This window comes from Polaribacter sp. Hel1_33_96, assembly GCF_002846595.1.
Taxonomy (GTDB): domain Bacteria; phylum Bacteroidota; class Bacteroidia; order Flavobacteriales; family Flavobacteriaceae; genus Polaribacter.
Genome location: NZ_PJMV01000001.1, coordinates 3,053,488 through 3,080,000 on the forward strand (window position 1 = coordinate 3,053,488; position 26,513 = coordinate 3,080,000).

Annotated in this window: 25 protein-coding genes, 3 tRNA genes, 1 rRNA gene and 1 pseudogene (1 of these 30 running past the window's edge); 16 read left to right on the plus strand and 14 right to left on the minus strand. The window is 30.2% G+C overall.

The annotated features are described in order from the left end of the window. Positions 1–18: 18 nt before the first annotated feature. The 9 genes from ATE90_RS13265 (at position 19) to ATE90_RS13305 (ending at position 7,739) form a co-directional block, all read left to right on the plus strand. Entirely contained in the window at positions 19–555 is a 537-nt protein-coding gene (locus ATE90_RS13265) for a YceD family protein (protein WP_036784794.1), read from the plus strand. Between the two features lies 1 nt (position 556). Next, a complete protein-coding gene (rpmF, locus tag ATE90_RS13270) occupies positions 557–757 on the plus strand; it encodes a 50S ribosomal protein L32 (RefSeq protein ID WP_036784796.1) in 201 nt (66 codons plus the stop codon). A 156-nt stretch (positions 758–913) separates the two neighbouring features. Beyond that, positions 914–1,909 (plus strand): beta-ketoacyl-ACP synthase III, encoded by a 996-nt coding sequence (locus ATE90_RS13275; protein WP_036784799.1) that lies wholly within the window; start codon positions 914–916, stop codon positions 1,907–1,909. Between the two features lie 26 nt (positions 1,910–1,935). Continuing rightward, a complete protein-coding gene (accB, locus tag ATE90_RS13280) occupies positions 1,936–2,409 on the plus strand; it encodes an acetyl-CoA carboxylase biotin carboxyl carrier protein (RefSeq protein ID WP_036784801.1) in 474 nt (157 codons plus the stop codon). A 90-nt stretch (positions 2,410–2,499) separates the two neighbouring features. Then, positions 2,500–3,840 (plus strand): acetyl-CoA carboxylase biotin carboxylase subunit, encoded by a 1,341-nt coding sequence (gene accC, locus ATE90_RS13285; protein ID WP_036784803.1) that lies wholly within the window; start codon positions 2,500–2,502, stop codon positions 3,838–3,840. Positions 3,841–3,929: 89 nt separating this feature from the next. Further along, positions 3,930–4,379, plus strand: a complete 450-nt coding sequence (locus ATE90_RS13290; protein WP_036784805.1) for an Lrp/AsnC ligand binding domain-containing protein — start codon at positions 3,930–3,932, stop codon at positions 4,377–4,379. Positions 4,380–4,493: 114 nt separating this feature from the next. Continuing rightward, positions 4,494–4,811, plus strand: a complete 318-nt coding sequence (locus ATE90_RS13295) for an Hpt domain-containing protein (protein WP_143741126.1) — start codon at positions 4,494–4,496, stop codon at positions 4,809–4,811. Positions 4,812–4,828: 17 nt separating this feature from the next. Then, positions 4,829–5,530: a LytR/AlgR family response regulator transcription factor gene (locus ATE90_RS13300; RefSeq protein ID WP_101451493.1), complete on the plus strand. Its 702-nt coding sequence runs from the start codon at positions 4,829–4,831 to the stop codon at positions 5,528–5,530. A 481-nt stretch (positions 5,531–6,011) separates the two neighbouring features. Next, positions 6,012–7,739: a M28 family peptidase gene (locus tag ATE90_RS13305; protein ID WP_101451544.1), complete on the plus strand. Its 1,728-nt coding sequence runs from the start codon at positions 6,012–6,014 to the stop codon at positions 7,737–7,739. Between the two features lie 66 nt (positions 7,740–7,805). On the opposite strand, the gene ATE90_RS13310 is transcribed toward ATE90_RS13305, so the two are convergent. Then, entirely contained in the window at positions 7,806–8,408 is a 603-nt protein-coding gene (locus tag ATE90_RS13310) for a carboxymuconolactone decarboxylase family protein (protein ID WP_036784815.1), read from the minus strand. A gap of 358 nt (positions 8,409–8,766) precedes the next feature. On the opposite strand from ATE90_RS13310, the gene ATE90_RS13315 reads away from it, so the two are divergent. Then, the gene (locus ATE90_RS13315; protein ID WP_036784818.1) at positions 8,767–9,192 is read left to right on the plus strand and encodes an OsmC family protein; all 426 of its coding nucleotides are present in this window, start codon (positions 8,767–8,769) and stop codon (positions 9,190–9,192) included. 28 nt (positions 9,193–9,220) lie between these two features. Then, positions 9,221–10,906: a single-stranded-DNA-specific exonuclease RecJ gene (recJ, locus tag ATE90_RS13320; protein WP_036788098.1), complete on the plus strand. Its 1,686-nt coding sequence runs from the start codon at positions 9,221–9,223 to the stop codon at positions 10,904–10,906. Between the two features lie 79 nt (positions 10,907–10,985). Here the strand turns inward: recJ and ATE90_RS13325 are convergent, their stop codons facing one another. The 5 genes from ATE90_RS13325 to ATE90_RS13340 form a co-directional block, all read right to left on the minus strand. Beyond that, positions 10,986–13,394, minus strand: coding sequence for a helix-turn-helix domain-containing protein (locus tag ATE90_RS13325; RefSeq protein ID WP_101451494.1), 2,409 nt, complete (start codon positions 13,392–13,394; stop codon positions 10,986–10,988). 67 nt (positions 13,395–13,461) lie between these two features. Continuing rightward, complete coding sequence (locus ATE90_RS13330) at positions 13,462–13,830, minus strand: DUF2200 domain-containing protein (RefSeq protein ID WP_036784820.1); 369 nt, start codon at positions 13,828–13,830, stop codon at positions 13,462–13,464. A 99-nt stretch (positions 13,831–13,929) separates the two neighbouring features. Further along, positions 13,930–15,135 (minus strand): 2-oxoglutarate dehydrogenase complex dihydrolipoyllysine-residue succinyltransferase, encoded by a 1,206-nt coding sequence (odhB, locus tag ATE90_RS13335; protein WP_180335213.1) that lies wholly within the window; start codon positions 15,133–15,135, stop codon positions 13,930–13,932. Positions 15,136–15,148: 13 nt separating this feature from the next. Beyond that, entirely contained in the window at positions 15,149–15,286 is a 138-nt protein-coding gene (locus ATE90_RS13615; protein ID WP_156105374.1) for a hypothetical protein, read from the minus strand. Positions 15,287–15,535: 249 nt separating this feature from the next. Beyond that, on the minus strand, positions 15,536–18,268 hold the full coding sequence (locus ATE90_RS13340; protein ID WP_101451495.1) for a 2-oxoglutarate dehydrogenase E1 component: 2,733 nt from the start codon (positions 18,266–18,268) through the stop codon (positions 15,536–15,538). A 186-nt stretch (positions 18,269–18,454) separates the two neighbouring features. On the opposite strand from ATE90_RS13340, the gene ATE90_RS13345 reads away from it, so the two are divergent. The 3 genes from ATE90_RS13345 to ATE90_RS13355 all read left to right on the plus strand — a co-directional run bounded on the left by ATE90_RS13345 (position 18,455) and on the right by ATE90_RS13355 (position 18,747). Next, positions 18,455–18,528 (plus strand) — tRNA-Asn (locus tag ATE90_RS13345). Positions 18,529–18,568: 40 nt separating this feature from the next. Further along, positions 18,569–18,640 (plus strand) — tRNA-Gly (locus tag ATE90_RS13350). Between the two features lie 21 nt (positions 18,641–18,661). Beyond that, positions 18,662–18,747, plus strand: a tRNA-Leu gene (locus tag ATE90_RS13355). A 411-nt stretch (positions 18,748–19,158) separates the two neighbouring features. Here ATE90_RS13355 and ATE90_RS13360 read toward each other — a convergent pair. The 8 genes and pseudogenes from ATE90_RS13360 to ATE90_RS13840 form a co-directional block, all read right to left on the minus strand. Next, positions 19,159–19,902: a T9SS type A sorting domain-containing protein gene (locus tag ATE90_RS13360; RefSeq protein ID WP_101451496.1), complete on the minus strand. Its 744-nt coding sequence runs from the start codon at positions 19,900–19,902 to the stop codon at positions 19,159–19,161. Positions 19,903–19,931: 29 nt separating this feature from the next. Next, on the minus strand, positions 19,932–20,588 hold the full coding sequence (locus ATE90_RS13365; RefSeq protein ID WP_101451497.1) for a hypothetical protein: 657 nt from the start codon (positions 20,586–20,588) through the stop codon (positions 19,932–19,934). Between the two features lie 30 nt (positions 20,589–20,618). Continuing rightward, positions 20,619–21,515 carry a hypothetical protein gene (locus ATE90_RS13370; protein ID WP_101451498.1) on the minus strand — a complete coding sequence of 299 codons (897 nt, stop codon included), beginning with the start codon at positions 21,513–21,515 and terminating at the stop codon, positions 20,619–20,621. Positions 21,516–21,517: 2 nt separating this feature from the next. After that, positions 21,518–21,826 carry a hypothetical protein gene (locus ATE90_RS13375; RefSeq protein WP_101451499.1) on the minus strand — a complete coding sequence of 103 codons (309 nt, stop codon included), beginning with the start codon at positions 21,824–21,826 and terminating at the stop codon, positions 21,518–21,520. 11 nt (positions 21,827–21,837) lie between these two features. Further along, positions 21,838–22,101: a helix-turn-helix domain-containing protein gene (locus ATE90_RS13380; protein ID WP_101450538.1), complete on the minus strand. Its 264-nt coding sequence runs from the start codon at positions 22,099–22,101 to the stop codon at positions 21,838–21,840. Between the two features lie 90 nt (positions 22,102–22,191). Continuing rightward, positions 22,192–23,172, minus strand: a complete 981-nt coding sequence (locus tag ATE90_RS13385) for a hypothetical protein (protein WP_101451500.1) — start codon at positions 23,170–23,172, stop codon at positions 22,192–22,194. Between the two features lie 6 nt (positions 23,173–23,178). After that, positions 23,179–24,495: a tyrosine-type recombinase/integrase gene (locus tag ATE90_RS13390; RefSeq protein ID WP_101451501.1), complete on the minus strand. Its 1,317-nt coding sequence runs from the start codon at positions 24,493–24,495 to the stop codon at positions 23,179–23,181. 436 nt (positions 24,496–24,931) lie between these two features. Beyond that, positions 24,932–25,006 (minus strand): annotated as a pseudogene (locus ATE90_RS13840) (hypothetical protein); the annotation flags it as partial. A 110-nt stretch (positions 25,007–25,116) separates the two neighbouring features. Here ATE90_RS13840 and ATE90_RS13395 point away from each other — a divergent pair. Together ATE90_RS13395 and ATE90_RS13400 are read left to right on the plus strand one after the other, a co-directional pair. Next, positions 25,117–25,371 carry a hypothetical protein gene (locus ATE90_RS13395; RefSeq protein WP_101450544.1) on the plus strand — a complete coding sequence of 85 codons (255 nt, stop codon included), beginning with the start codon at positions 25,117–25,119 and terminating at the stop codon, positions 25,369–25,371. Between the two features lie 1,124 nt (positions 25,372–26,495). Beyond that, positions 26,496–26,513: ribosomal RNA gene (locus ATE90_RS13400) — 16S ribosomal RNA — on the plus strand; it runs 1,502 nt beyond the window's last position.

Genomic DNA, 26,513 nt, shown 5'->3' on the forward strand with positions numbered 1-26,513 from the left:
CTCAATTGATGTTTGATAATGAAATACTTAAAACAATTCAACATACAGTTTGTAGGATTAAAAGAAGGGAGTCATCTGTTCAACTATACGATTGATAATAAGTTCTTTGAAGCTTTTAATTTTGATGAATATAAAAGTTCATCTATAGAAGTTTCTCTAACATTTGTAAAAAAAAGCACATTATTCGAGCTTAGTTTTATTGCAGCAGGGACAATTGAAATTCCTTGTGATTTAACTAACGAATTATATAATCAAGAAATAGCATCAGAATTACCATTGGTAGTAAAATTTGGGCCATTATATAATGATGAAAGTGAGGAGATTTTAATATTGCCTCATGAAGCGTATGAGTTTAATGTTGCTCAGTTTATTTATGAAATGATTGTTTTAGCAGTTCCGAATAAAAGAGTTCATCCAAAAGTTTTAGATGGCACTATGGAATCGGAAGCATTAAATAAATTAAAAGAACTAACAATAAAAGAAGAAAAAACTGTAGTAAATACAGACCCAAGGTGGGATAAATTAAAGAATTTAATAACAGAAAAAAAGACATAAAATGGCACATCCTAAAAGGAAGATATCCAAAACAAGAAGAGATAAGAGGAGAACACATTATAAAGCATCTTATCAACAGATAGCTACAGATCCAACAACTGGAGAATCTCACTTATACCACAGAGCTCACTGGCATGAAGGAAAACTTTATTACAGAGGACAAATTGTTTTAGAATCTGCATCTGCTGCTGCAGAAGCTTAGAAGTAATCTTCTATAAACACACAAAAACCCTCAATTTTGAGGGTTTTTTTACGTTTTTTAAGTAAAAACTATCTCTTTTGATGAGTTTTACGTAAAAAAGTGAAATATTTTTCACTACTTTTGATTTTCCAAATTATTTGGTAACAAACAACGATTATGAAAAAAATCACTGCAGCAATTTCAGCAGTAGGGAAGTATGTTCCCGAATATATTTTAACGAATAAAGAGTTAGAGTCTTATGTAGATACTAACGATGAATGGATTACTTCTAGAACAGGAATCAAAGAAAGAAGAATTCTCAAGGGCGAAGGATTAGGGACGTCTTACATGGCTATAAAATGTGCAGAAGATTTAATTCAAAAATCAAATATAAATCCTGAGGAAATAGATTTGGTTCTGGTTGGTACTGCAACTCCAGATCTACCAGTAGCCTCAACAGCTGCTTATGTAGCTTCAAAAATTGGCGCAACAAATGCCTTCTCATATGATTTACAAGCTGCATGTTCTAGCTTTTTGTTTGGTATGTCCACAGCAGCTAGTTATATAGAGTCTGGGAGGTATAAAAAAGTGCTATTAATAGGTGCAGATAAAATGTCTTCTATTATCGATTACACAGATAGAGCAACGTGTATTATTTTTGGTGATGGAGCAGGAGCAGTTTTGTTTGAGCCAAATAATGAAGGTTTAGGATTGCAAGATGAGTATTTAAGAAGTGATGGAATAGGTAGAGATTTTCTAAGGATAGAAGCAGGAGGGTCTATAATGCCGCCTTCAGAAGAAACTGTAAAAGGAAAAAAGCATTTTGTATATCAAGAAGGAAAGACTGTTTTTAAATATGCAGTTTCTAATATGGCTGATGTTTCAGAGAAAATGTTAACCAGAAATAAGCTTACAGAAGAAGACATTCAGTGGTTGGTGCCACACCAAGCTAATAAAAGAATTATTGAAGCAACAGCAAAAAGAGTAGGTGTTAGCTCAGAAAAAGTAATGATGAACATCCATAGATATGGAAATACAACATCGGCAACTTTACCTCTTTTATTAGCAGATTATGAAAATCAATTAAAAAAAGGAGATAATTTAATTTTTGCTGCATTCGGCGGTGGTTTCACATGGGGAGCCATTTACTTAAAATGGGCATACAATTCGTAAAAATTAATAACTAAACAGTAAGAAACATGGATATTAAAGAAATTCAAAATCTTATAAAATTTGTAGCAAAATCTGGCGCTAGCGAGGTAAAGTTAGAAATGGAAGATATAAAGATTACAATTAAAACCGGTTCTGGAAAAACAGAAACTACAATTGTTCAAGCTGCTCCTGTAGCATCTTTACCTCAAGCTATAGCTCCCGTAAGTGCAGAGGCAGTAGCGCCTATTGTACCTGCAGTAGCGCAGAATGAGGGAGTTAATTATATTACCGTAAAATCTCCTATCATTGGAACTTTTTACAGAAAACCTTCTCCAGACAAACAAAATTTTGTTGAAGTTGGTACAGATATAAATATTGGTGATACAGTTTGTGTTATTGAAGCAATGAAATTATTTAACGAGATTGAATCTGAAGTTTCAGGTAAAATTGTTAAAGTTTTAGTTGACGATTCTTCCCCGGTAGAATATGATCAACCTTTATTTTTAGTAGATCCATCTTAATTTAGATGCTTAGATTTCTAGATTTTTTTAAATACTTATTATTTTATAAAATCGAACAATCAAATTTTCTAACGAACTAATTTAACAAAGATGTTTAAAAAAATATTAATTGCCAATAGAGGTGAAATTGCATTACGTGTAATTAGAACCTGTAAAGAAATGGGCATAAAAACGGTTGCTGTATATTCTAAGGCAGATGAGGAAAGTTTACATGTTAGATTTGCTGATGAAGCCGTGTGTATTGGCCCAGCTCCTAGTAGTGAATCTTATTTAAAAATGTCAAATATTATAGCCGCTGCAGAAATTACAAATGCAGACGCTATACATCCAGGATATGGATTTTTATCTGAAAATGCTAAGTTTTCTAATTTATGTGAAGAACATAACATCAAGTTTATTGGAGCTACGGGTAGAATGATTGATCAAATGGGAGATAAAGCGAACGCTAAGTCTACTATGATAGAGGCAGGTGTGCCTTGTGTTCCAGGTTCAGAAGGGGTAATAACTGATTTTGAAGAATGTGAGAAGGTAGCTTTAGAAACAGGTTACCCGGTAATGCTAAAAGCTTCTGCGGGAGGTGGTGGTAAAGGAATGCGGGCTGTTTGGAAGTCTGAAGACTTAAAGGAAGCTTGGGATTCTGCAAGACAAGAAAGTAAGGCGGCTTTTGGTAATGATGATATGTACATGGAGAAGCTGATTGAGGAGCCAAGACATATTGAGATTCAGATTGTAGGAGATTCTTATGGAAAAGCTTGTCATTTATCAGAAAGAGATTGTTCTGTACAAAGGCGTCACCAAAAATTAACAGAAGAAACTCCTTCTCCTTTCATGACAGATGAACTGAGAGAAAGCATGGGAAATGCGGCTGTAAAGGCAGCAGAATATATTAAATATGAAGGTGCAGGGACTATAGAATTTTTGGTGGATAAACACAGAAATTTCTACTTTATGGAGATGAATACTCGTATACAAGTAGAGCATCCTATTACTGAAGAAGTTGTGAATTACGATTTAATTCGTGAACAAATTTTAGTAGCAGCTGGAGTGCCTATTTCTGGGAAAAATTACTACCCACAATTACACTCTATTGAATGCAGAATTAATGCAGAAGATCCTCATAATAATTTTAGACCAGCCCCTGGGAAAGTTACTACGTTTCATGCTCCTGGAGGTCATGGAGTTAGAATGGATACACATGTATATGCTGGTTATATGATTCCGCCAAATTACGATTCTATGATCGCCAAGTTAATTGTTACGGCTCAAACAAGAGAAGAAGCAATTAATAAAATGAAACGTGCGTTAGATGAATTTGTAATTGAAGGAATTAAAACAACAATACCTTTCCATAGACAATTAATGGAACATCCAGATTATGTTGCGGGTAACTACACGACTAAATTTATGGAAGATTTTTTAATGAAGCCTTAGATTAGAGTCTAGTATCAATACTATATTAAAAATAGAGAATACACTTTTGTATTCTCTATTTTTTTATCTTTACCTTAAATATTTTTAGAATGAAAATTGATGGGATTGATAAAATTATTATAAAAAGATTAGTAAAAGACGCCAGAACACCTGTGTTAAGTATTGCTAGAGAAGTTGGTATTTCTGGAGCAGCTATTCATCAACGTTTAAGAAAGTTAGAAAAATCTCAATTAATTGATGGTTATAGAATGGTTCTAAACCCTAAATCATTAGGGTATACAACAACAGCTTTTGTTGGTGTTTTTTTAGATTCTTCTAGTTTATATTCTTCAGCAATAAAAAGATTAAAAGATATTCCAGAGGTTATAGAAAGTCATTATACAACTGGTAATTACGCAATTTTTATAAAGATTTTATGCAAGAACAATGAAGATTTAATGCATCTTTTAAATAAAGATATTCAAAATATCAAAGGAGTCTCAAGAACCGAAACTTTTATTTCATTAGACCAACAAATTGATAGGCAGATACATATTTGATAAAAAATCATTTATCCATTAAAAAGTTACTCTTTAAAGATCTTTAGAAACAACTTAACCAGTAAACATATTTATTTCATTTTTTTAATTCATTTTTGTTTAAATTACTAATTAATGATGGAGAAACCTAACTTATCTTTTATTATAGAAATTGCCGGAGATGATGAAGCATTTCAAAATAGTATTTTGGAAATCATAAAAACAGAATTTAGAGAAGAGGTAAATTTATTTAAAACAAACTTCTCATTAAAAAAGTACAAAGAAGCAGCTCATAATGTGCATAAAATAAAGCATAAAATAGGCCTATTAGGGTTAGAAAAAGCCTTAATAAAAGCATCAGAATTTGAAAAAGCATTAAAAATTGGAAATACTACACTTCATCATAGTTTTTTAGAAATTTTAAACAAAATTCATGTATTTTTATACCCTTAAATAATATTGCTATTATTATGAATTGTATTATAATCGATGATGATGCAACTGCTAGATTAATTATAAGTCAGCTTTGTGAAAAATCGGAGTGGATTAATGTTTTAGCGGAGTTTTCTTCAGCTATAAATGCAATAAAATATTTAAATAGCAATACTGTAGATTTGGTTTATTTAGATATTCATATGCCTACTTTTTCTGGTTTTGATTTTATTCAGACTTTAAAAAATCCACCCAAAATAATCTTAACAACTTCAGACAAAAACCTTGCTTTAGAAGCCTTTGAATATAAAAGTGTCATAGATTATTTAGTGAAACCAATATCAAAAGAAAGGTTTAATAAATCTTTAGAAAAATTAAAAATCTTTTCAATTGAAGAAGAAAATGCTTCTTTAGAATCAAAAAAACTATCAGATTACATCTATGTAAACGTAGATAAAAGATTGGTAAAAATTAATATACCTAGTATTTATTTAATTGAAGCAAAAGGCGATTATATAAATATTAAAACAAACATAAAAAATTACTTGGTACACTCAACTTTAAAAAAGATAGAGGATAAACTTCCTTCAAATATGTTTTTTAGAGTGCATAGGTCATTCGTCATAAATTTTTCAGAAATAGTTGATATTGAGGATAACACTGTTTTGGTGAAACAAGATATTGTTCCTATAAGTAGATCTCTTAAAAGTGAATTAATTAGAAAATTAAATCGTCTCTAGTTATTTTTTTCTTAATAATCTAAATTCAAAAGTTTCATTTGCTAAAGAAGCTATAATTCCTTTAAATTGGTAGTCTTACAAAATATTAATACTTTCCAATATGTTTTGTGTAATTTTTCATTCGACTTTATAATGTTTTTGACGACCATAATGCAGACAGTTGTCTTTATGGTAGTAAAACAGTATTTCAACCTGTTAATATTAAATGGCAGATAGCGCTGATGCTGAAGGTTTTTTATGGGGGATTTAATTTTATGGATTATTAAGATACCCAGAAGATAATTAAATCACATTACATTTTGTAGGTTTATCAGCTTACTAAAAACTTACTATTAAGTGCAATGCTTCAAGAAGAGTAGTATTTTAATATTCAATAAAAACATTATTTTATTGATTGAGCTTTACAGATAATTTTATTAAAAAACAGAAGCTAACATTATCAGCTAAAAGAGCTATTTTTAGTATCTCAAAATACGAAGTCATGTTCAAAAAATTAATTCTTTTTTTATTGATATCTATCTTATCTATCAATTGCAAAAATGCTAATCTTACAGTATTATCCTCATCTAATGTTGCAGATATTATCAATAATGAGTTTACCGGTGATTTAGCTTTTAACACTGCTTCTTTTGTTGAAAAATATTGGAGAGTTGTGGGTAATACTGGCTTTAATAAAAGCATTTATAAGATTGCTGAAGAACTCGAAAAAACAGGTTTTGTTTTAGAAGAAAATGCAACAGAAAATGATATTTTAACCTACAGAATTGAAAAACGTCCGCTTAAAAATCCAACTTGGGAGTCGGTAAATGCAATTGTGAAAATTGAGGGTAAAAATGACACTTTACTGCAACATGCCACTAACAGAAATATGATTGCTTTAAATTCGTATAGCACACCAAAAGATGGAGTTTCTGCTGAAGTTATTTATGTACGTGATCTCGAAAAAATTGTAGATTTAGATGTAAAAGGGAAAATAGTTTTTGCAGAAACAAGTCCTTATGGTATATACAAATCTGCGATTATTGAGGGTAAGTCAGTAGGAATTATAACGTATAATAATCCTTCTTATTTACAACCCGAAAAAAATACAACATCAATTCAGTTTCGTTCAATTCCTTTAGATACTGTAAATAAATCTTGGGCCATTGCAATGTCTTTCGCTGCGAAAGAACGGTTAAAAGCATCTTTAGAGAAGGGGAAAACAACCTTAAAAGTTCGTGTTAAAACTAATATTTATCCTTCAGAAGAATTAACAATTGTTGCTGATATTAAAGGGAGTGAAATGCCAGAAGAACGGTTAGTTTTTAGCGCTCATATCCAAGAACCTGGTGCTAATGACAATGCAACGGGTGTTGGATTAGCACTAGAAATGGCTTCATTAACAGCAAAGTTTATTAAACAACAACAATATGAACCAAAACGAACCTTAACTTTTTTATGGGGCGATGAAATTATATCGACACAAAGATATGTGCAAGAAGATTCTATTAGAGCGAAATACATTAGATGGGGCATTTCTTTAGATATGGTTGGTGAAGACACTGAAAAAACTGGAGGAACATTTTTGATTGAAAAAATGCCAGATCCAAGTGCAATTTGGACTCGTGGCAATGATAAGCACACAGAATGGGGAGGTTCTAAAATGAAATTAGAGCAAATGAAACCTCATTATTTAAATGATTTTCTAATTGATAAATTTAAACAACAAGGTAAAAGAGCAAATTGGATTGTAAGTACAAACCCCTTTGAAGGAGGAAGTGATCATGTTCCTTTTTTAAGACAAAACATACCTAGTGTTTTGTTTTGGCATTTTACAGATCAGTTTTATCATACGGATAATGATAGAATTGATAAAGTTTCTAAAACTACTTTAAAGAATGTAGGCACAACCGCATTAATAGCTGCTTATACTTTGTTAAATGCTGATAAAAAGGTTGCGAAATCAATTTTATTAAATTTAGAAACAGCTGCGGTAAGTCGTTTGAATGAAGAATTTAAGCAGAGTAAAATTGCCATAAATAATGGAGATTCTTTATCTACACAAATAGAAATTATTACTGCTTGGAAAGATTGGTATCAAAAATCTTTTACAACAACTTCAGGGTTATTTTCGGATGAAAAAGTCATCAATAATGATATTGAAAAATCTCAAAAATTAATAGATTCTATTTCATCAGTAATTATAAAAGAACTTCAGAAAAAGAACTAAAAAACAGCATCAATTGCTGAAATAAAATCAGGATAAATGATGCCGTTTAATCGTTGAATTTTAGGTTTAGTAATCAGAACCATCATGTTTTCCAACTTCAAAGCCATGTTTTCCTAAAAACTGATTTCCACTGCCTATAGCGTCTTCTTCAAGAGTTGTTCCCATAGAATCATTCCATCTATTTAAATACCCAAAGAGAGAAATTACTCCTAAGATTTCTACAATTTCACCTTCGTTCCAATATTTATATAATTCTTTTTTGATGTCTGCATTAACAGCATTTGGAACCATAGAGGCTGCTAAAGAGAAATCTAGAGCTGCTCTTTCTGCATCAGAAAAAGCTTTGTGAGTTTTGTATTCCCAAATATTATCTAATTGTTCTTGTTCTGCTCCGTAACGTTCTGCAGCTCTAATTGCATGCGCTTGGCAATATCTGCAGCCAGTAGCGTTGCTAGAAACCCAAGCAATCATTCTTTTTAAAGCCGATGTAACACGTCCTTCATTTGCCATTACAGCTTTATTCAAATTGATAAAAGCTTTAGAAATGGCCGGCCTTCTTTGCATTGTTAAAACTGAATTTGGACAAAAGCCTAAAGTTTCATTAAAAAATTCTGCTAATTTTTTTGTTTCTAAATCGTGTTCTGCTAATAACGGTGTTACTAATGCCATGTTTTTTTTAGTTATTGAATTAAATAATTTATTTTTTATCTGGTCGAACTATTGAGATCACTATGGGAATCGAATAAAAATTTTTCGATATTTGTATCACATGATTAGGATCTTTTAAAATCGGACACAATATTAATTGCCCTTTCTATATAAAATGTTTACTTATTTTTAGTGAAAACTGATGGTGTCATATCTATTCGTAATAAACAGTATAAAGTCATTAACAAAAAAAATGAGTATTCACAATCTTATTTTAATTTGTTGAGATTTATTCATTTTAACCTCTTCTTCGTTTGTGTTTTCCTATTTTTGTTAGAAAGCTCAATTTAAGAATTCAATTTTAAAAAAAACATAAAAGATGGAGAAGAATATAATTATGACCAAATGGACACAAAAGTCACAGTTTGAGAGTGATAATCCTAGTGGGCATTCATTTACGATGTTTGATAAATCTCAAGATAATGGAGATGTGATTGGTTTTGCGCCAAAAGCCTTAATGCTATCTTCTTTAGCTGGCTGTTCTGGATTAGATGTAGTTTCATTGTTAGAAAAAATGCGTGCAGAAGTTGCCGATTTTAAAATAGAGGTTACAGCAGAATTAACAGACGAACATCCTAAGTTTTACAACAAAGTAAAAGTAGATTATCATTTCACAGACAGCGAATTACAACCAGAAAAAATTCAAAAAGCTGTAAATTTATCAGTTACAAAATACTGTGGAGTTATGGAAATGTTTAGACAGTTCTCTGATGTAGAAATTGAAATTCATTTACACAACATATAAAACGGAACTAAACGCCAAAAAAACTGCTATGAGATGGACGTTAAAGCCACAACCCGAAAAAGAAAAAGTACATAATTTAGCCAAAGAACTTCAAGTTGACACAACTATAGCGTCAATTCTTTGTCAAAGAAATATTGAAACATTTGAGGATGCAAAAAAATTCTTTCGCCCCAGTTTAGATGAAATTCATAACCCTTTTTTAATGAAGGATATGGATGTTGCGGTAGCGCGAATTGAAGCGGCCATTTCTAAGAATGAAAATATTTTGATTTATGGCGATTATGATGTGGATGGCACTACCGCTGTTTCTTTAGTTTCCTCTTATTTAAGAACAATTTATCCAAATATTGCAACCTACATTCCAGACAGATATGCAGAAGGTTATGGGATTTCTTATACGGGAATCGATTTTGCCAATGACAATGATTTCTCTCTTATCATTGCTTTAGATTGTGGAATAAAAGCGATTGAAAAAGTAGCGTATGCAACGGAAAGAAATATAGACTTTATTATTTGCGATCATCATAAACCAGGAACAGAAATACCAAAAGCTGTGGCGATTTTAAATCCAAAACGAGAAGATTGTAATTATCCTTTTGACGAATTATGTGGCTGTGGAGTTGGTTTTAAATTAATTCAGGCTTTAGGAGTTTCAAGAAATCAAACCATTGAAGATTTTGTGCCTTATTTAGATTTGGTCGCGACTGCCATTGCTGCAGATATTGTGCCGATGAATGGAGAAAATAGAGTGCTTGCATTTTTTGGTTTACAAGTGATTAATCAGCATCCAAGAAACGGAATTAAAGCACTCATTCAGCAGACTAAAAAGACTGAACTTACGATAACAGATGTTGTTTTTATAATTGCACCAAGAATTAACGCTGCAGGAAGAATCAAACACGGGAATTATGCGGTAGAGCTGTTAACTGAAATGGATTTTAAGGCTGCTATTGAATTTGCAGCTGCCATAGAAATTTTTAATGCAGACAGAAAAGATTTGGATAAAAAAATTACAGATCAAGCCCTAATTCAAATTATTGACAATGAGGAAGAGAATGGATGTACTTCTGTTGTTTATCAAGAAGATTGGCACAAAGGGGTTATTGGAATTGTAGCTTCTAGATTAATCGAAAAATACTACAGACCTACTTTGGTATTTACAAAAAGTGGCGATAAATTAGCCGCTTCTGCGCGTTCTGTTAAAGGGTTTGATGTCTATAATGCACTTCAAGAATGTGAAGAATTTATAGAACAATTTGGCGGACATAAATATGCTGCGGGACTAACTTTACTGCCAGAAAATTACACCAATTTCAAAAACAAGTTTGAAGAAGTTGTTGAACGAACTATTGATAAAAAATTATTAACTCCACAGATTTCTGTAGATGCAGAAATAGATTTATCTGAAATTACCCCTAAGTTTTTTAGAATTATTGAGCAAATGGCACCTTTTGGGCCCTTGAACATGAAACCTATTTTCAAATCTATCTGTGTTAGAGATAATGGTTTTGGAAAACAAGTTGGTGCAGATAAAACACATTTAAAACTGAATGTTTTTCAAGGGGACAATAAAAAAACCTACAATGCTATTGGTTTTAACTTAGGGAATAAAATGGCCTTTGTACAAAATGATTTTGATATTGTTTACGCGTTAGACGAAAATGAATGGAATGGTCATAAATCTGTGCAATTGGTGTTGAAAGATTTAAAGTAATTTTCGATGTCTTTTAATGCGTAAACCACTATTAGTAATAGTGAAATCTAGAGGTCTACTTGTGCAAAAATTATACAAATTAACTTTCCATAGACATTAAAACCATTTTTAATTCCATATAAGTAATACTTGGGTCTACCTTTTCTTTAAGAGAAGTTAAGCCTTTTACATCACCAGCTTCTTCAATTTCATGTAGTATTTTTTTGTAACGTTTTAGTTCAATCAATTCTAAAACATCAATATCTCCAGAAGTAATATAATTCGCTAAATGATTTTCAATGGTGCCAACAGTTAAACTTCTTTCTTTGGCAATTTCTTTTATAGAAAGACCCGATGTAAACAACTCAAAAGTAATTTGTTTCGTTGGTTTTTTATCTTCTTTTTTTTGTTCGTTGAATTTATTAATTCCGTTTTCTTTACAATACCCTTCAATAGCTTCTAATATTTCTTCTCCGTATTTAGAAACACGAATTTTACCCATTCCAGCAATTTTTAATAAGGCATTTTCAGTTCTTGGCAACTCATCACACATTGCATATAAGGTTTCTTGCGTAAAAATCTGAAAGTGCGGAATACCTAAATCTTTAGAAATTCCATCTCTTAACTCACGTAATTTTATCGCTAAAATTGGGTCACGTTTAGAAACTACTTTTTTCTTTTTAGTTGGTTCTGATTTTTGTAAAACGGCTTTGGCTCTTACTTTTAAATATTCTTGAACTTTAAAACCATTCGTCATTTTTTGAAGTGAAAAAAGTTTTTCTAATAACTTTTCTTGCAAGGAATCAAATTGCTTCGTAAAATCTTTTTTAACAGCTTTGTTATCAGTTGAAAATGAAATAGCATTTAAAGGATTTAGAATATTACCTTTTGTTTGAGTTACAAAATAATTTAAAGCCTTTATAAAACGTTCTTGAATTTGAGAACTATTTTCCGGAAGAATAGAATCTTCTGAAATTGCATTTAATTGGTTTTTAAATCCATTAGAAACTTTCATTAAAGCGACAACTCCATCATCTTTAATAGTTTGTAAGTGGTCTATAACATCCCCTTTAATACTTGTTCTATTCTTGTAATAGATATCTATTAATCTTGATATTGGATACAAAAGTGGTTGATAATCAAATAATTCTGAAATTAAATTCAGTTGAAAGTTTTTTTCAGATTCATTTAAAATAGTTTCATCAGGATGATTCTCTTCCACAGTTTCATTAAAAGTACTAACTGTTTTATCATTGATGATGGCGTTGCTAGAAATGGGTGTTTTTAAAACCAAGCCTTCTAGGGAAGTACACCTACTTAAAGCCACATATGTTTGACCATGCGCAAAAGAAGCTTCCGCATCAATTACCGCTCGGTCAAATGTTAAACCCTGACTTTTATGAATGGTAATTGCCCAAGCCAAACGCAAGGGGATTTGTTTAAAAGAACCAACAATATCTTCTTTTAACTCTTTGGTTTCTTCATTAATAGAATAATTAATATTATCCCATAGTTCTTTTTCTGCAACAATTTCGTCAATTTCATTGGCACACTGCACGGTTACAGTTTCTTTTGAAATATCCGTGATGACTCCTATTTTACCATTATAATATCTTTTTTCTAAGGAGGAATCATTTTTGATAAACATCACTTGAGATCCTATTTTTAGGGCTAAATTTTCATCATTAGGAAAAGCGTTTTCATTGAACTTACCAGAAACCTCGGCTTTAAAAAAACAACTTTTGGTTTTTAGTTTATTTAATTCAGAATCGTTGATTAAGTTGGCTCTTCTGTTATGAGTTGTAAGGGTGATATAACCTTCTTCTTTACTTGGAGAAAAAGTAGGGTTGTAGCGTTCATTTAAAATTTTGGCAGATTTTTCTGATAAATCATCATTTCTAATTTCATTTAAAATAGTGATAAAATCTTCGTTTTTCTGACGGTAAATATGCTTCAACTCAATAGAAACTACATTGGCTTCTTGATAGGCTTTACTGCTAAAAAAATAAACGGTATTGTAATGTTGCTGCAGTAAACTCCACTCATTGGGTTTTACAACAGGTGCTAATTGCTGTAAATCACCAATCATTAAAACTTGGGCGCCACCAAATACTTTGTTTCGGTTTTTATAACGACGCAGCACTTGATCGATACCATCCAATAAATCGGCTCGCACCATAGAAATTTCATCAATAATTACTAAATCTAAGGATTTTATAATATCAATTTTAGTTTTCGAAAACTTACGTTGTTGATTAGAAGTATTTGCAATTTGATTGGGTAAAATTGGTCCAAAAGGCATTTGAAAAAATGAATGAATCGTTACGCCTTTTGCATTGATTGCTGCAACACCTGTAGGTGCCACAATAACCATTCTTTTTAAAGATTCTTTTTTAATTTGATGTAGAAAAGTAGTTTTTCCTGTACCTGCTTTTCCTGTGATAAACAGGTTTCTATCTGTTTTTTCTATAAAGTTTAAGGCAAGTTCTAATTCTTTATTCTCTATCATAACAAGATTTCTATACTCATTTTCTTGTTGTAAAAATAGTGTTTTAGTTTACAATATCTGAATAATATTATGACCTTAAAATCTTTTCCATTTGTCTGCCTTTTGCTAATTCATCAATGAGTTTTTCCATTTGTCTGCATTGTTTATACAATCCAAATTCATCTTCTATTTCTTCAATTCTATAACCACAAACTATCCCTTTAATTAAATGTGCATTTTCATGAATTTTTGCTTTCTCAAAAAAGGTTCTAAATGTTACTTTTTCTGCAATAAGAGATTGTAATTTGTTTTCGTTAAAACCAGTAAACCATTCTATTACTTGATGGAACTCTTCTCTTGTTCTACCATGTTTTTCCAATCTATTCCAGTAAAGTGGATATATAGATGCAAAGATCATATTAGCCACTTTTTCATTTTTTTTAGCGGTAACTTTCATTTTATTAAAGTATTGATATAGCAATTTACAAAATTCTTATATATAAAAAATCCTAAGCAAAAGCTCAGGATTTTAATATTTACAAAACAACATTGTTGCTTACATTTCTAATGCTTTTATTGGATTGTTATCCATTAATAACTCGACTGGGTTTTCTAAAGCTTCTTTAACAGCCACTAAAAAACCTACAGATTCTCTACCATCTACAATTCTGTGATCGTAAGAAAGTGCAACATACATTATTGGTTGAATTACAACAGCGCCATTAACCGCCATTGGTCTGTTTACAATATTGTGCATTCCTAAAATTCCACTTTGTGGAGGATTCAAAATTGGCGTAGATAACATAGAACCAAATACACCACCGTTGGTAATTGTAAAAGTTCCTCCAGTCATTTCATCTATGGTAATTTGCCCATCTCTAGCTCTTAATGCCAAACGTTTTACTTCAGATTCTACACCTCTAAAAGATAAGTTTTCTGCATTTCTAATTACAGGAACCATTAAGCCTTTAGGTCCAGACACGGCAATAGAAATATCTTGAAAGTCATTTTTGATTTGGAAATCTCCGTCAATCATAGAATTTACATCAGGATATAATTTTAAAGCTCTTACCACTGCTAAGGTAAAGAAAGACATAAATCCTAAGCCAACGCCGTGTTTTGCTTTAAAAGCTTCTTTAAATTGCGTACGTAAATCAAAGATTGGTTGCATGTTTACTTCATTAAAAGTTGTTAACATGGCAGTTTCGCTTTTTACAGCAACCAAACGTTCGGCAACTTTTCTCCGTAACATAGACATTTTCTTACGCTCTGTTCCCCTCGATCCGTTTGCAGGCTGAGTTCCCATAGAAGGTACAGCGTTTACTGCATCATCTTTCGTAATTCTACCATCTTTTCCGGATCCTTTAACCGCAGAGGTAGCAATTCCTTTTTCAGCAAGTACTTTTTTAGCAGCAGGAGAAGCAGTACCGGTCGCATACGTTTCCGTTTTTGGCGTTTCTTTTACTTCAATTTTCTTTTCTTCTTTTTTTACTTCAACTTTTGGAGCATCACCTTCTGGTTTTGCAGCACCTGTATCAATCAAACAAACTACAGCACCTACTTCTACAGCGTCACCTTCTTCAGCTTTTAAAGTAACAATTCCGCTTTCTTCTGCAGGCAGTTCTAAAGTTGCCTTATCAGAATCTACTTCTGCAATTGGTTGATCTTTTTCAACATAATCTCCATCTTCAACTAACCACGTTGCAATTTCTACTTCTGTAATCGATTCTCCCGGAGAAGGAACTTTCATTTCTAAAATCATAATATCTTATCTTTTATATAGAACTATTTGCAGTAACTACAATTAAAACATACCCAACAATAATTAAACATACATACCACCAATATTTCTTGAACATTGATTTAGTCCATTTATTTCCACCCCACATGGGGAAATTATTATTTTTTGACATAAATACTTACTTTTTCTACTAATTCAAAACTTTAATTTGTTCAATTTCTAAATCAAACTTATATAAAAACTTTTTACCTAATTTATTAACTCTATTATATCTGTATATATAAACATACAATTCCAAACAATTTCTTATATATAATAAAACAGACGATATCAGTTCTTATTTTTCTTATTGCTGAACCTGTTTCAGCATTTAATTTTAATTTTTTATGCTATAACGCGCTACGCTAACTTTTAAAATGAGTTATTCATTATTAAAAACACTGTTTATAACCGCTTTATGTCGTTTTTTAAATCTTGTACTAGAACCCGCTGCGGGTACTGCATAATACTTACGAGAACGAACCTTTAGTTTTACCAACTCAAAACGTTGTAACATAAAACTCCAAGCACCCATATTTCTTGGTTCTTCTTGTGCCCAAATATATTCTTCAATATTTGGATATCTATCGATTACTTGTTGTAATTTCTCTACATGTAAAGGAAATAATTGCTCTATTCTTACCAGCGCAACATCTTCTCGCTGTAATTCTTCGCGTTCTGTTAATAAATCATAATAGAATTTACCCATACAGAAAACAAGTTTCTTAACACCCTTTGGGTTTAAGGTATCATCAATTACTTCTTGAAATTCGCCAGTGGCTAATTCTTCAATTGTATTGACAGCTTTTGGATGACGTAATAAACTTTTTGGAGTAAATATAACTAATGGTTTTCTATAATCACGTTTCATTTGTCTACGCAACAAATGATAAAAATTTGCAGGTGTTGTACAGTTCGCAACAGTCATATTGTCTTCTGCACATAATTGCAAATAACGCTCTATTCTTGCCGATGAATGTTCAGAACCTTGGCCTTCATATCCATGCGGAAGTAAGACTACAATTCCGTTTTGAACTTTCCATTTATCTTCTGCAGCAGAGATATATTGGTCAAAAATAATTTGAGCTCCATTAGAAAAATCTCCAAATTGAGCTTCCCAAACGGTTAATGTATTCGGGTTTCCCATCGCATACCCATAATCAAATCCTAAAACCCCATATTCAGATAATAACGAGTTGTAAATCGTCATTTGCCCTTTACTCTTTGGATTTGTATTTAATAGGTTAATACGTTCTTCTGTAACTTCATCACGCAAAATAGCGTGCCTGTGAGAAAAGGTTCCTCTTTCTACGTCTTGTCCAGAAATACGAACATTAAACCCTTCTTCTAGTAAACTTCCATAAGCTAGGTTTTCTGCCATTCCCCAATCTAATTGATTAGTTTCGAAAACCATTTTAGCTCTACCTTGTAAAATTCTTTCTGCTTTTCTAACAAAGTTTGCCTTTTCAGGAACTGTAGAAACAATTTTGGCAATATTTTTTAAATTATCTTCAGGATAAGTGGTATTTGTTACTGCTAACATGGCATCAAGATCTTGACGCTCAAATCCTTCCCAAGTAGATTTCATAAACTCCTTTACTTTAGAAGTTTTATCCTTTTTAGAGTTGTCGAATTCAGTATTCAACATATCTCTAAACTCAGTTGTAATTTCTGTTAAATAATTTTTATCGATACTTCCTTCAGCAATTAATTGTGCCGCGTAGATATCTTTTGGGTTTTGATGTTTAGAAATTGCTTTGTATAATTTTGGTTGTGTAAAACGAGGCTCATCACCTTCATTATGGCCATATTTTCTATAGCCTAATAAATCTATAAAAATATCAGATTCAAAACGCATTCTAAATTCTAAGGCCAATTCCATTGCATGACAAACGGCTTCTGTATCATCTGCATTTACATGTAAAACAGGCGACAAGGTAACTTTGGCAACATCTGTACAATAGGTGCTTGAACGTGCATCTAAGTAGTTGGTTGTAAACCCTATTTGGTTGTTGACAACGATATGAATAGTTCCTCCAGTTTTATAACCATTTAATTTAGCCATTTGAACGATTTCATATGCAATTCCTTGTCCAGCAATAGCAGCATCACCATGTATAATGATGGGCAAAATTTTGCTCGCATCACCATTATATTTTCTATCAATTTTAGCTCTTGTAATCCCTTCTGCTACAGAAGCAACAGTTTCTAGGTGAGATGGATTTGGAACTAAATTCATTTTAATTTCATTACCATCTCTATAGGTTTTACTTAACGTTAAACCTAAATGATATTTTACATCGCCATCGATATCTTCATCTTCGAAATCTTTTCCTTCAAATTCACTAAATAAATCTCTAACTGGTTTTTTAAAGATGTTTACTAGCGTATTTAAACGACCTCTATGTGCCATTCCTAAAACGCATTCTTTCACACCATATTTTTCGGCAGCATCTCTTAGCAAAACGCTAATACCTGGAATTAAAGCTTCACCGCCTTCTAAAGAAAAACGTTTTTGCCCTACGTATTTGGTTTGTAAAAAACTTTCGAATGTTACTGCCTGGTTTAATTTACCTAAAATGTATTTTTTGGCTTCTACAGAATAATTAGGGTGGTTGTCATTTTTATTAAAGCGATCTTGCCACCATTTTAATTTTTCTGGATTACGCATATACATATATTCTACTCCAATAGAATCGCAATAAATACGTTTTAAGTGCCCAATGATTGCAGAAAGTTTAGTTTTACCGAGTCCTAAAATTTCACCTGCAGAAAACTCTTTGTCTAAATCGTTTGCGGATAAACCAAAATTTTCGAGATCTAAAGTCGGTTGGTATTGTCTTCTTTCTCTTACTGGATTTGTTTCAGTGAACAAATGACCACGAGTTCTGTATCCATTAATTAAATCAACAACAAGAAATTCTTTACGAACTTCTAGCGGCACTTCTAATGAATCTTCTTCCTCTTTTAATGAATAATTTTCATTTGCTAAATCATATCCTTGAAAAAAGCTTCTCCAACTCGGTTCAATTGCATCTGGATTCACCAAATATTTATCATATAAATCAGCTATAAAGCCTGTATGTGCTGCGTTTAAAAACGAAAATTTATCCATAATATAGTTTCTGCTTTTTTAATAAGCTGTACTAATCAACAAAAATACAATTTTTGAGATAAAAGGGTATTTTTTTTCTTTAGAATAACAAAATAAAAAAAAATAAAATTTTTATCAAAAGTATTTGGCAATATTCGGAAAAGGTATATATTTGCACTCGCTAAACACAAATCATGTGAAGCAAACTCCTCCTTAGCTCAGTTGGTTAGAGCATCTGACTGTTAATCAGAGGGTCCTTGGTTCGAGTCCAAGAGGGGGAGCAAGTTAAGCGAAAGCTTAAAAGTTCATTAAAAAAAGACTGCGAAAGTAGCTCAGGGGTAGAGCATCACCTTGCCAAGGTGGGGGTCGCGGGTTCAAATCCCGTCTTTCGCTCTAACTCAAAACAGTACCAATGCTGAAGTGGTGGAATTGGTAGACACGCTGGACTTAAAATCCAGTGGTCAGTAATGGCCGTGCGGGTTCAAGTCCCGCCTTCAGTACAATAACCGTTGTTAATCTTTTGATTTTCAACGGTTTTTTGTTTTTAGCCACCTAATCTTGCCAACCATTTGCCGACCATTTGAAAATAACCCTCTTTTTACGTGCGTAAAACAAATTAAAATAGATTAATTAAAGTTTGTAAGTAGAATTAAAAAAAATAATTAATGATTCATATTTGAATATTTGTTGCATTCTAGACATTGATTTACTAAACTCAACAATAACGATATTTACATTAAGTAAGTTAAAATATATTTGAAAAAAAAATTGATTATTCAAAAATATAATAGAATTTAACTATTAAATTAAAACCAATAATTAATTAAATAAAATTATTAATAATTTGATATAAGTTTGATTAAACAAAAATAAAGTTGTTTTTAAAGCTTCATTTCTTACATTTCGTGCATTTACTCTTTAATAAATTTACTACTATAAATGCCTATTTTATAATAATAAACCCCGTTTGATAAATTTGATACATCAATATTAGTTTCGCTTTTTTTAATGTTTTTTTTAAGAACTCTTTTGCCATCCATTGTAAATATTTCTAAAAGACTGCCTTTATTTGTAATTTCAATGTTTTTTAAATGCAAGTTTTTTGAAGTTGGGTTTGGATACTGAATAATATTTTTATTTAATAATGTTTCTTGACTCGCATCAAGTGTACCTGATAGGCTATAAACTTTATAGTCTAATTTATTGTTATTATAAAAACCCGTAGTTATGAGTTTAAATGTATTTTCAGGGGTTTTTATTAATTTAAAATCATCGACAAGTTCAAATTCAAATATTTCAACTCCATCTTCATTGAAAACTGTAAGATTAGTATAAGGAATACTTGGATTTCTTGACCTTACAATAAATTCAATTTTTGAATCAGAATTAAAAAGCTTATCTGTTATTGTATAGATAGACAAAAAATCCCAGTCATTTTTCAATTGGATTGTAACTGTTTTAAATAAATTATGAGTGGAATCGTAAAATCTGACCTCGTTCGTAGTTCTGTCAATTGTGTAAAAATTTATTTCATCATTTATAAAGAACGCATAGTTTATTTTATCATAATGATTAGAAGTATAAGTTTTTTCTAATGTTTGTCCAAATAATGTACCGCAAAACACTATCAAAACATAAGGTAAAAGCTTTTTCATAATTATTTTTTTTATTGCTAATTTACAATTTATTCTATTAACAATGTCTTTGAAACAATATTTTCAATTTGTAAAATGTCTTCAAAAGGCAATTTCTGAATATCATCATTTGATATTTTTAAATTATTAATCTGAATATAATTGTTTACTTGCATTGCATTGTTATTTGCTGTTAAACCTGAAAGCTGTATAAAGTGTTTTAAGGCTGTTGGGTTGTTGTCTTCAATTCCTATTAAATACAGTTTTTCCAATGCCTTAAATATCATAGCTTCATTTCTACCTTTTACTAAACGATTGTTTGTTGTGATTAAACCATTATTAAAATGATTGTAAACGGTTTGCCTTGACAATTTTATATTATTTGCAATTGTTGACATTGTTGGAAACTGTCTAAATTCAATAACATAATTATGAATATAACTAGTTATGATTGAATGATTCGTTTCATAGGTAGTATTTCTAATGTCTGCTTTTATATCTTCATCATCAGTAATATAAAGAAGCATTTCAATTAAATCAAACTCATTACTTTCTTTATCATTGTAAGCTTGTTCGACTCTTAATCTTAAATTTTTATCAACTTCATATTTGTTTTCAGGATTGAGAGTTAAATATTCTTTTAATTCAGATACAGAATTTAAGTTCTCGTAATCTGTCAACTTTTGTAAACTTTTTGTTTTACTCATTTTATTTTTTTTAGAGTAATATTTCACAATCTAATTGAAGTGTGAAATATTAGTATTTTCTATTTTTATAGATATTTCTTTATGTAGATTAGTTGAAAAATCTTCAACTATTTTTAAATATTTTTTTCTAGGCTTGTCTTTGTTGTTAGCCTTAATTGATAACCAATATTTAGTATGTTGAAATTTATTTTCTAATTCGATATTTTGCCTTTTGTTAAGCTTGTTTTTGTTAATTGTGTAATCATAGAATAAAACATCATTCCAACGCTTAAGAAGTCTTAAAATAGCTTTATTTAAAGCTTCAATAGTTAAGTCTTTTAATGTTTTAAAACCCGCAGTTTGGAATTCTCTCATTCGTTTAGACTTTATTTCCACTCTTAAAATATTTCCATTCATTCCATATTGATTCCCTTTGTTATAAACTTTTAAAACATACTCCTCCTTAACTAATTGAGCAAAATTTTCTTCATATTTGAGTTCAAATTTTTTGCCTCCAGATTCTAATAAATTTGATATAATATTTTTAGGATTAACTGAAATTTGAAGATTTAAGCCAATTTCTATTTTTTGTAAAACAAAACAACTACTATCTACTCCAAATAATGATTCTAAATATTTGATAACAAAACAAAGATTTTCATAATTAAAACTATTACCATTAAATCCATTATAAGGTTTTTTCTTATTGTAGTTAGGCGCATAAATCCCTTTTAATGAATTATACATTTTATGTAAGCTACCTTTAAAATAAACCGCTCCAGTATCATAAATAATAACCTTACAAAAATGATGCTGTGCAACTCTCTTATTATCAAAAATAACCCCCGTTTTATTATCCACATTAGGGGGGAAATCTAAAGTCATATTATTAAGAATTTTACTTGCATCATACTCCCTTAGTCTTAAGGTAGTAAAATCAACTGGCATTATTAAGTAAATAAATTATATTGATTCGACTGTGGAAACAAATCTTTATTAGTGGTTAAATACCAAGCTTTAAAACCTGTTATTTTACAATATTTTTTTTCTACTTCATAAAGTAAGCCTCGTAATTCTAAATCTCTTTTATATCTGCAAATAGATTTTTGAGGTATTCCAGTCGCTTCAGAAATCATTGAACCAGTAGCAATATGATTTTGTAAATATTGAAATATGGTTTTCTTTTGGTTCTTAATTTTATTAACTTCGCCTTGTCCTTTCTCAAAAGACTCACGGCTGTTTGATTTGTTAGTCCTCATCATTCAGCCTTTTACAATTCAACTATTTTATTATCAATATCTTCTTGTCGATACAAAACACGACCACCCAAACCAAAGGCTTTAAGTGTTCCGTTTTTGTTCCATTTGTTAAGAGTAACAAGGCTAACATTAAGTAATTTAGAAACCTCTGCTCTACTTAAATATGTTTTAGGTTGCTTTGGCTGGAAATGAAGTTTAAGGTTTTCTAATTCCGCTCTTATTAGATTAAGTTCGGTTTTAAATTCTGTGGGTAATTGTAACTGTACTGTTTGCATCTTTTTAATGTTTTAAGATTAATGTGATACAAATTTGCGCCTATGTTAACGGCGTTTTATGGGTACTTATCGACGAAAATCATCGCTTTATTAATCAGTAGTAATTGAATTGTATAAATCATTTCTTGCATACGTTAAAATCTTTTTAGGACTATCGAAATAACCACGTTCAAATAAATTTTTATGTATTTCTTCATCTATAAAGTTATTATCTTTAAGCCATAAAATCAATATCTTAAATTTTGAATTTCTTATTTTGTTGATTTCCGAACTTTTTAACTTTTGAAAAATAAAACTAAATTTTTTTATTGGCTCATCCTTACTTAATTCATTCCATTTTAAGAATATTTCAAAACCGTTATCTTTAAAAATATCAGGGTGTTTGTTTTCTATTAGAGTTGGGTTTCCATTTCCCTGTAAATTTCCTTTTAGCTTCTTATATTCGTTCTTATCTATTTCTTTTTCAAAAAAATGTTTAGCATCTTTTTGTCTTATAAAATAAATAATACCGTAATCTGAGCTACCTAAATCAAAACCAACTTCTTTTCCTCCATATTTTTCATTGAAATAAATGGTTTCTAGAGTTTCCTCAATAATACTTAGTCGCTGTTCAACGTATCTATTATTGATATAAAACAAACCTTTTTGTAAATCAAAACAGTATTGATATAATAATTCAGAATTATAGTGTTTAAAAAAAGATAGATATCTATCAATAAAACTTATTACAATTTGATAATCAAAATTATTCTTTTTATAATATTCTTTTTTAGCATCATATTTATTTAAACTTTCTATTAAAAAACTTAATCTTTCTTTTATTGAATTTAAAGCAAAAACAAATTCAAAAGGAATATATTCCTTTCTTATTTTTTTAAAGAAAACTTTATAAAATTTAAAATCTTGTTTACAAACTTGTATTCCAAATTCATCATTGAAATTATCTGAAAAAAAGATACCCTTGTCCAATTCCCCTCCTTTTAGGGCAAAAAAAACTTCTGTCATTGAATTACATAAACCCTTTATTAAATCATTTTTATCGATTAATTCATTTCTTTTCTCAAAATCCATATTTTTCTAATTTTGATTTGATGCGTTTTTAATTACATTAAGTTGAGGTTCTTTTTTATTCTTTAAGGCTTGTAAGGTATAAAAATCTGCAATTTGTTGGGCAAAGTCTAAACTATCCTTACCGATATAATTTAGTAGCATTTTTTCTGAACTGTGCGCCGATATACTCATTATTAAGGGCGTTGGTAAAATACCGTATAAGTTAGTACAAAATGAACGTCTGCAAACGTGTGAAGCCATTAACTCCCACTTTGGATAAATCCCGCTTATTTTTCTTTTCTCCTTGTTTCCCTTACCTTTTTCTATTACTGTAATCTTACTATCTTTTATAAGCTCGTTAATTTCTGCAAGTTTGCAAATCTCTTTGATATGCTGGTTAAATTTCTGAATTGATATTTTATAAGGTAAACCACTTTTTATTATTTCTTTTGTTTTTTCTAAAACTGGTATGGTAACATTTTTACCTGTTTTTTGTTGCTTCAGTTGTATAACTTCTAAATTATTTAAGTTCTTAAAATTGGTTTCATCTAATTGTAAAAGGTCGCCACCTCTTTGTCCTAAATTACAACCTAATAACAACCATTTACGAGCGTTTTTAAGTGCATCATTTAATAAAATAACCTCTTCTATTGCCTGTAATTCTTTAGGGTTTAAATAAAGTATATTTTCGTTTTTTGTTTTGGTACTATCTATTTTCTTTAATTGAGTACTGGTTTCAATTCCATAAAATGAAGCATCATTACAAACCGTTTTTAAGTCTGCTATTTTTTTAAGCGCATAGCTTTTTTGGTACTTCTTTGTATTGAGTAGATATTTTAAAAAATCTTTTGCAAATTTTACATTTACGTCTTTAACCTTAAAAGAATTTTGCTTTTGATAATCTGTAAGAATATTCTTTAATGAATTGTAGGCATTAATTCTGCTTTTGGATAAACCAATACCGCCTTTACCGTTTTTTCTTGTTGGTGCTTCATCAATTATGCTTTGTATTGCATCTGTTAATAAATCGCTTTGTGTGGTTTCTGTAATACGTCCGAAATGTAAATCGATATAATGCTTTAGCCAAGCCGTGTTTATTGTTTCGCCTTTCGTGTTTGCATTATTAACCTCATCTAAAATATAGGTTTCTAATTTCTGTAAGTCAGATTTTAGTTTTTTGTTGGCATCTATATTTGTCTTAGGAAAACTTTTAGTACCCCAATCTTTTGGATTAATATGTAAGCCTGTTTTTGCACGTGGACTTAAACCACGTTTTACTGAAAGTCTTAAATAAATTGGTGCGGTTTCGTTTTCGCTTAATAGTTGGTATTTAATAGTAGCCATAAGTATTGAGTTTTGAACAATACGAATTTACAACCTTTTTTAATCTTTGCCAACGGTTTGCCAACCATTTTTTAGTCTTAATTAATTTTAGTTAACTTTAGTTAACACGCTAAAACCTTTATTTTTAATAGCATTAGTTAATTTTAAACGCATTAACGAGGTTTTACAAGGGTTTTAAAAGTCGACTAAATTCGAGGTTTAAAGTCCCGCCTTCAGTACAATAACCGTTGTTAATCCTTTGATTTTCAACGGTTTTTTGTTTTTTTAGCTTTTTTTATTTCTGACATACTTCCTATAAACAAGGAATTACACCGATTAAATTCAATCTTTTTTAAATTAGTTCACCATATAGTTAATAGAATCTAACGATTAAATAAAAATCAATTAATTAATCTTGATTAATCATTAGAAATCAATTGTTAGATATGGCATTAGTTTAGTTTTTAATAAACTTCTTTCTTACTTCTTGTAAACCATTTTTAATACTAATTACATAGACTCCTTTTGGTAGTGGTTTTACATCTACTTATCTAAAAGTATAATATGACATAAATCAATATAATTCTATCCTATAACTTTTATGTTTGCTTGAAATAAATTGAACTAAAAAAAAATAGAATTATGACTAAAGAAGAAATATCAAACACAAAACCAAAGTCAGAAAGACAAATAGCTAAAGAAAATTCTTATGCAAAATTTGATAAAAATAACGACATTAAGAAAGCATACTCTAAAGGAGAACTTTCAACATCAGATACAATAGCATATAACACCTTGTTATTATTAGAAAGGAATAGAAAGAATACGAGTTTGATAGCCACTATAATCGTGATTCAATTGATAGCAGTGTTAATAGGTGCAATTACACTTTCATAATAGCTATTAAATAACCCCAATAGTTACCTTCAAATTGAAATATAATCAATAACCTATTCAGATATTTTCTATATTTAATTTTTTTCCATCCAATGGGTGGTTTTCAATTCATTTTATAGCAGAATGATTGTGAGAGGGTATAAACACTCTCTTTTTTTATGTTTAATACTTTTGGATTTTTCTGCAAATTATATTCAAAATACGCAAAATGCTTAAAAAAATTGTAAAAACTTATATATATTTTTGAATCATCGATTTGTGATTAAATCATTTTTTTTTATTAGGGGGTGCCTACTAGGGGTTAGCATCCCTTTTTTTATACTTAATAGTTTCGATATTTTTCTAAATTTTTCAGATGGATAACTTGATTTTATCTAAATACCTTTTCAACTATTTTAAGTGATTGGAATGTCGTTAAATTCATTGAATTGAAATACTACGTATCTATGACATTAATCGAACGTCAATAAGCTATATTAGACCATTTAAAAGCATTTAATACTACATGATATGTTACGTAGGATTGAGCAGATAGCCTACCTATAAACCTAAAGTAATAGATAAAGTATTAATAAATAGTTGTGAGATTAGAAACAGGGTTTATATTTGCACCCGCTAACGGGGATTTTTGTTTTGTTGGTGATGTTCATTGAGTTGTTGTATTGTGGGATTAGATTGGGTTTTAAGTTTGATAAGGTTGTTTAGATTTTATTAAAAATAAGGTTTATTTTTATTTGGTTTATGATTAAAAAACGTTGTATGTTTGCAGTCCGAAATTTTCGGCAGTTACGTTCAGTTTTTTTTAGTTTTAAAGGGGTTTAAAAAAAAGTATTTTTTTTTCTTGTTGGAATAGAAATAGTTTATATATTTGCACCCGCTAACAAATACGGCAAAAAGGATTACAGAGATTTTGGTAAGGATTTTGATAAAAAGTCTACTAGTTCGATTCTAGTATTTCTACAAGATAGGATTTATAATGATTGTTTTAAATGCATGAGATTATTATTCTAGAAGTTCATTGAAAATATTGAAATTGACAGCGTAAACAAAGAGTAGAATAACCATGTTTAATTAAATTTAGACAAATTCTTTTGAAACTTATTCATTCATATTATTTAAAATATACAATGAAGAGTTTGATC

What these genes read in the sequence shown, in the direction of transcription:
- ATE90_RS13300 (WP_101451493.1), top strand. Translation starts at nt 4,829, where the DNA reads ATGAATTGTATTATAATCGATGATGATGCAACTGCTAGATTAATTATA.
- ATE90_RS13360 (WP_101451496.1), bottom strand. Translation starts at nt 19,902, where the DNA reads ATGAAAAAGCTTTTACCTTATGTTTTGATAGTGTTTTGCGGTACATTA.
- ATE90_RS13325 (WP_101451494.1), bottom strand. Translation starts at nt 13,394, where the DNA reads ATGATAGAGAATAAAGAATTAGAACTTGCCTTAAACTTTATAGAAAAA.
- odhB (WP_180335213.1), bottom strand. Translation starts at nt 15,135, where the DNA reads ATGATTTTAGAAATGAAAGTTCCTTCTCCGGGAGAATCGATTACAGAA.
- ATE90_RS13385 (WP_101451500.1), bottom strand. Translation starts at nt 23,172, where the DNA reads ATGGATTTTGAGAAAAGAAATGAATTAATCGATAAAAATGATTTAATA.
- accC (WP_036784803.1), top strand. Translation starts at nt 2,500, where the DNA reads ATGTTTAAAAAAATATTAATTGCCAATAGAGGTGAAATTGCATTACGT.
- ATE90_RS13305 (WP_101451544.1), top strand. Translation starts at nt 6,012, where the DNA reads ATGTTCAAAAAATTAATTCTTTTTTTATTGATATCTATCTTATCTATC.
- ATE90_RS13380 (WP_101450538.1), bottom strand. Translation starts at nt 22,101, where the DNA reads ATGCAAACAGTACAGTTACAATTACCCACAGAATTTAAAACCGAACTT.
- ATE90_RS13275 (WP_036784799.1), top strand. Translation starts at nt 914, where the DNA reads ATGAAAAAAATCACTGCAGCAATTTCAGCAGTAGGGAAGTATGTTCCC.
- ATE90_RS13395 (WP_101450544.1), top strand. Translation starts at nt 25,117, where the DNA reads ATGACTAAAGAAGAAATATCAAACACAAAACCAAAGTCAGAAAGACAA.
- ATE90_RS13375 (WP_101451499.1), bottom strand. Translation starts at nt 21,826, where the DNA reads ATGAGGACTAACAAATCAAACAGCCGTGAGTCTTTTGAGAAAGGACAA.
- recJ (WP_036788098.1), top strand. Translation starts at nt 9,221, where the DNA reads ATGAGATGGACGTTAAAGCCACAACCCGAAAAAGAAAAAGTACATAAT.
- ATE90_RS13265 (WP_036784794.1), top strand. Translation starts at nt 19, where the DNA reads ATGAAATACTTAAAACAATTCAACATACAGTTTGTAGGATTAAAAGAA.
- ATE90_RS13370 (WP_101451498.1), bottom strand. Translation starts at nt 21,515, where the DNA reads ATGCCAGTTGATTTTACTACCTTAAGACTAAGGGAGTATGATGCAAGT.
- ATE90_RS13615 (WP_156105374.1), bottom strand. Translation starts at nt 15,286, where the DNA reads ATGTCAAAAAATAATAATTTCCCCATGTGGGGTGGAAATAAATGGACT.
- ATE90_RS13365 (WP_101451497.1), bottom strand. Translation starts at nt 20,588, where the DNA reads ATGAGTAAAACAAAAAGTTTACAAAAGTTGACAGATTACGAGAACTTA.
- ATE90_RS13310 (WP_036784815.1), bottom strand. Translation starts at nt 8,408, where the DNA reads ATGGCATTAGTAACACCGTTATTAGCAGAACACGATTTAGAAACAAAA.
- rpmF (WP_036784796.1), top strand. Translation starts at nt 557, where the DNA reads ATGGCACATCCTAAAAGGAAGATATCCAAAACAAGAAGAGATAAGAGG.
- accB (WP_036784801.1), top strand. Translation starts at nt 1,936, where the DNA reads ATGGATATTAAAGAAATTCAAAATCTTATAAAATTTGTAGCAAAATCT.
- ATE90_RS13295 (WP_143741126.1), top strand. Translation starts at nt 4,494, where the DNA reads ATGATGGAGAAACCTAACTTATCTTTTATTATAGAAATTGCCGGAGAT.
- ATE90_RS13340 (WP_101451495.1), bottom strand. Translation starts at nt 18,268, where the DNA reads ATGGATAAATTTTCGTTTTTAAACGCAGCACATACAGGCTTTATAGCT.
- ATE90_RS13330 (WP_036784820.1), bottom strand. Translation starts at nt 13,830, where the DNA reads ATGAAAGTTACCGCTAAAAAAAATGAAAAAGTGGCTAATATGATCTTT.
- ATE90_RS13390 (WP_101451501.1), bottom strand. Translation starts at nt 24,495, where the DNA reads ATGGCTACTATTAAATACCAACTATTAAGCGAAAACGAAACCGCACCA.
- ATE90_RS13315 (WP_036784818.1), top strand. Translation starts at nt 8,767, where the DNA reads ATGGAGAAGAATATAATTATGACCAAATGGACACAAAAGTCACAGTTT.
- ATE90_RS13290 (WP_036784805.1), top strand. Translation starts at nt 3,930, where the DNA reads ATGAAAATTGATGGGATTGATAAAATTATTATAAAAAGATTAGTAAAA.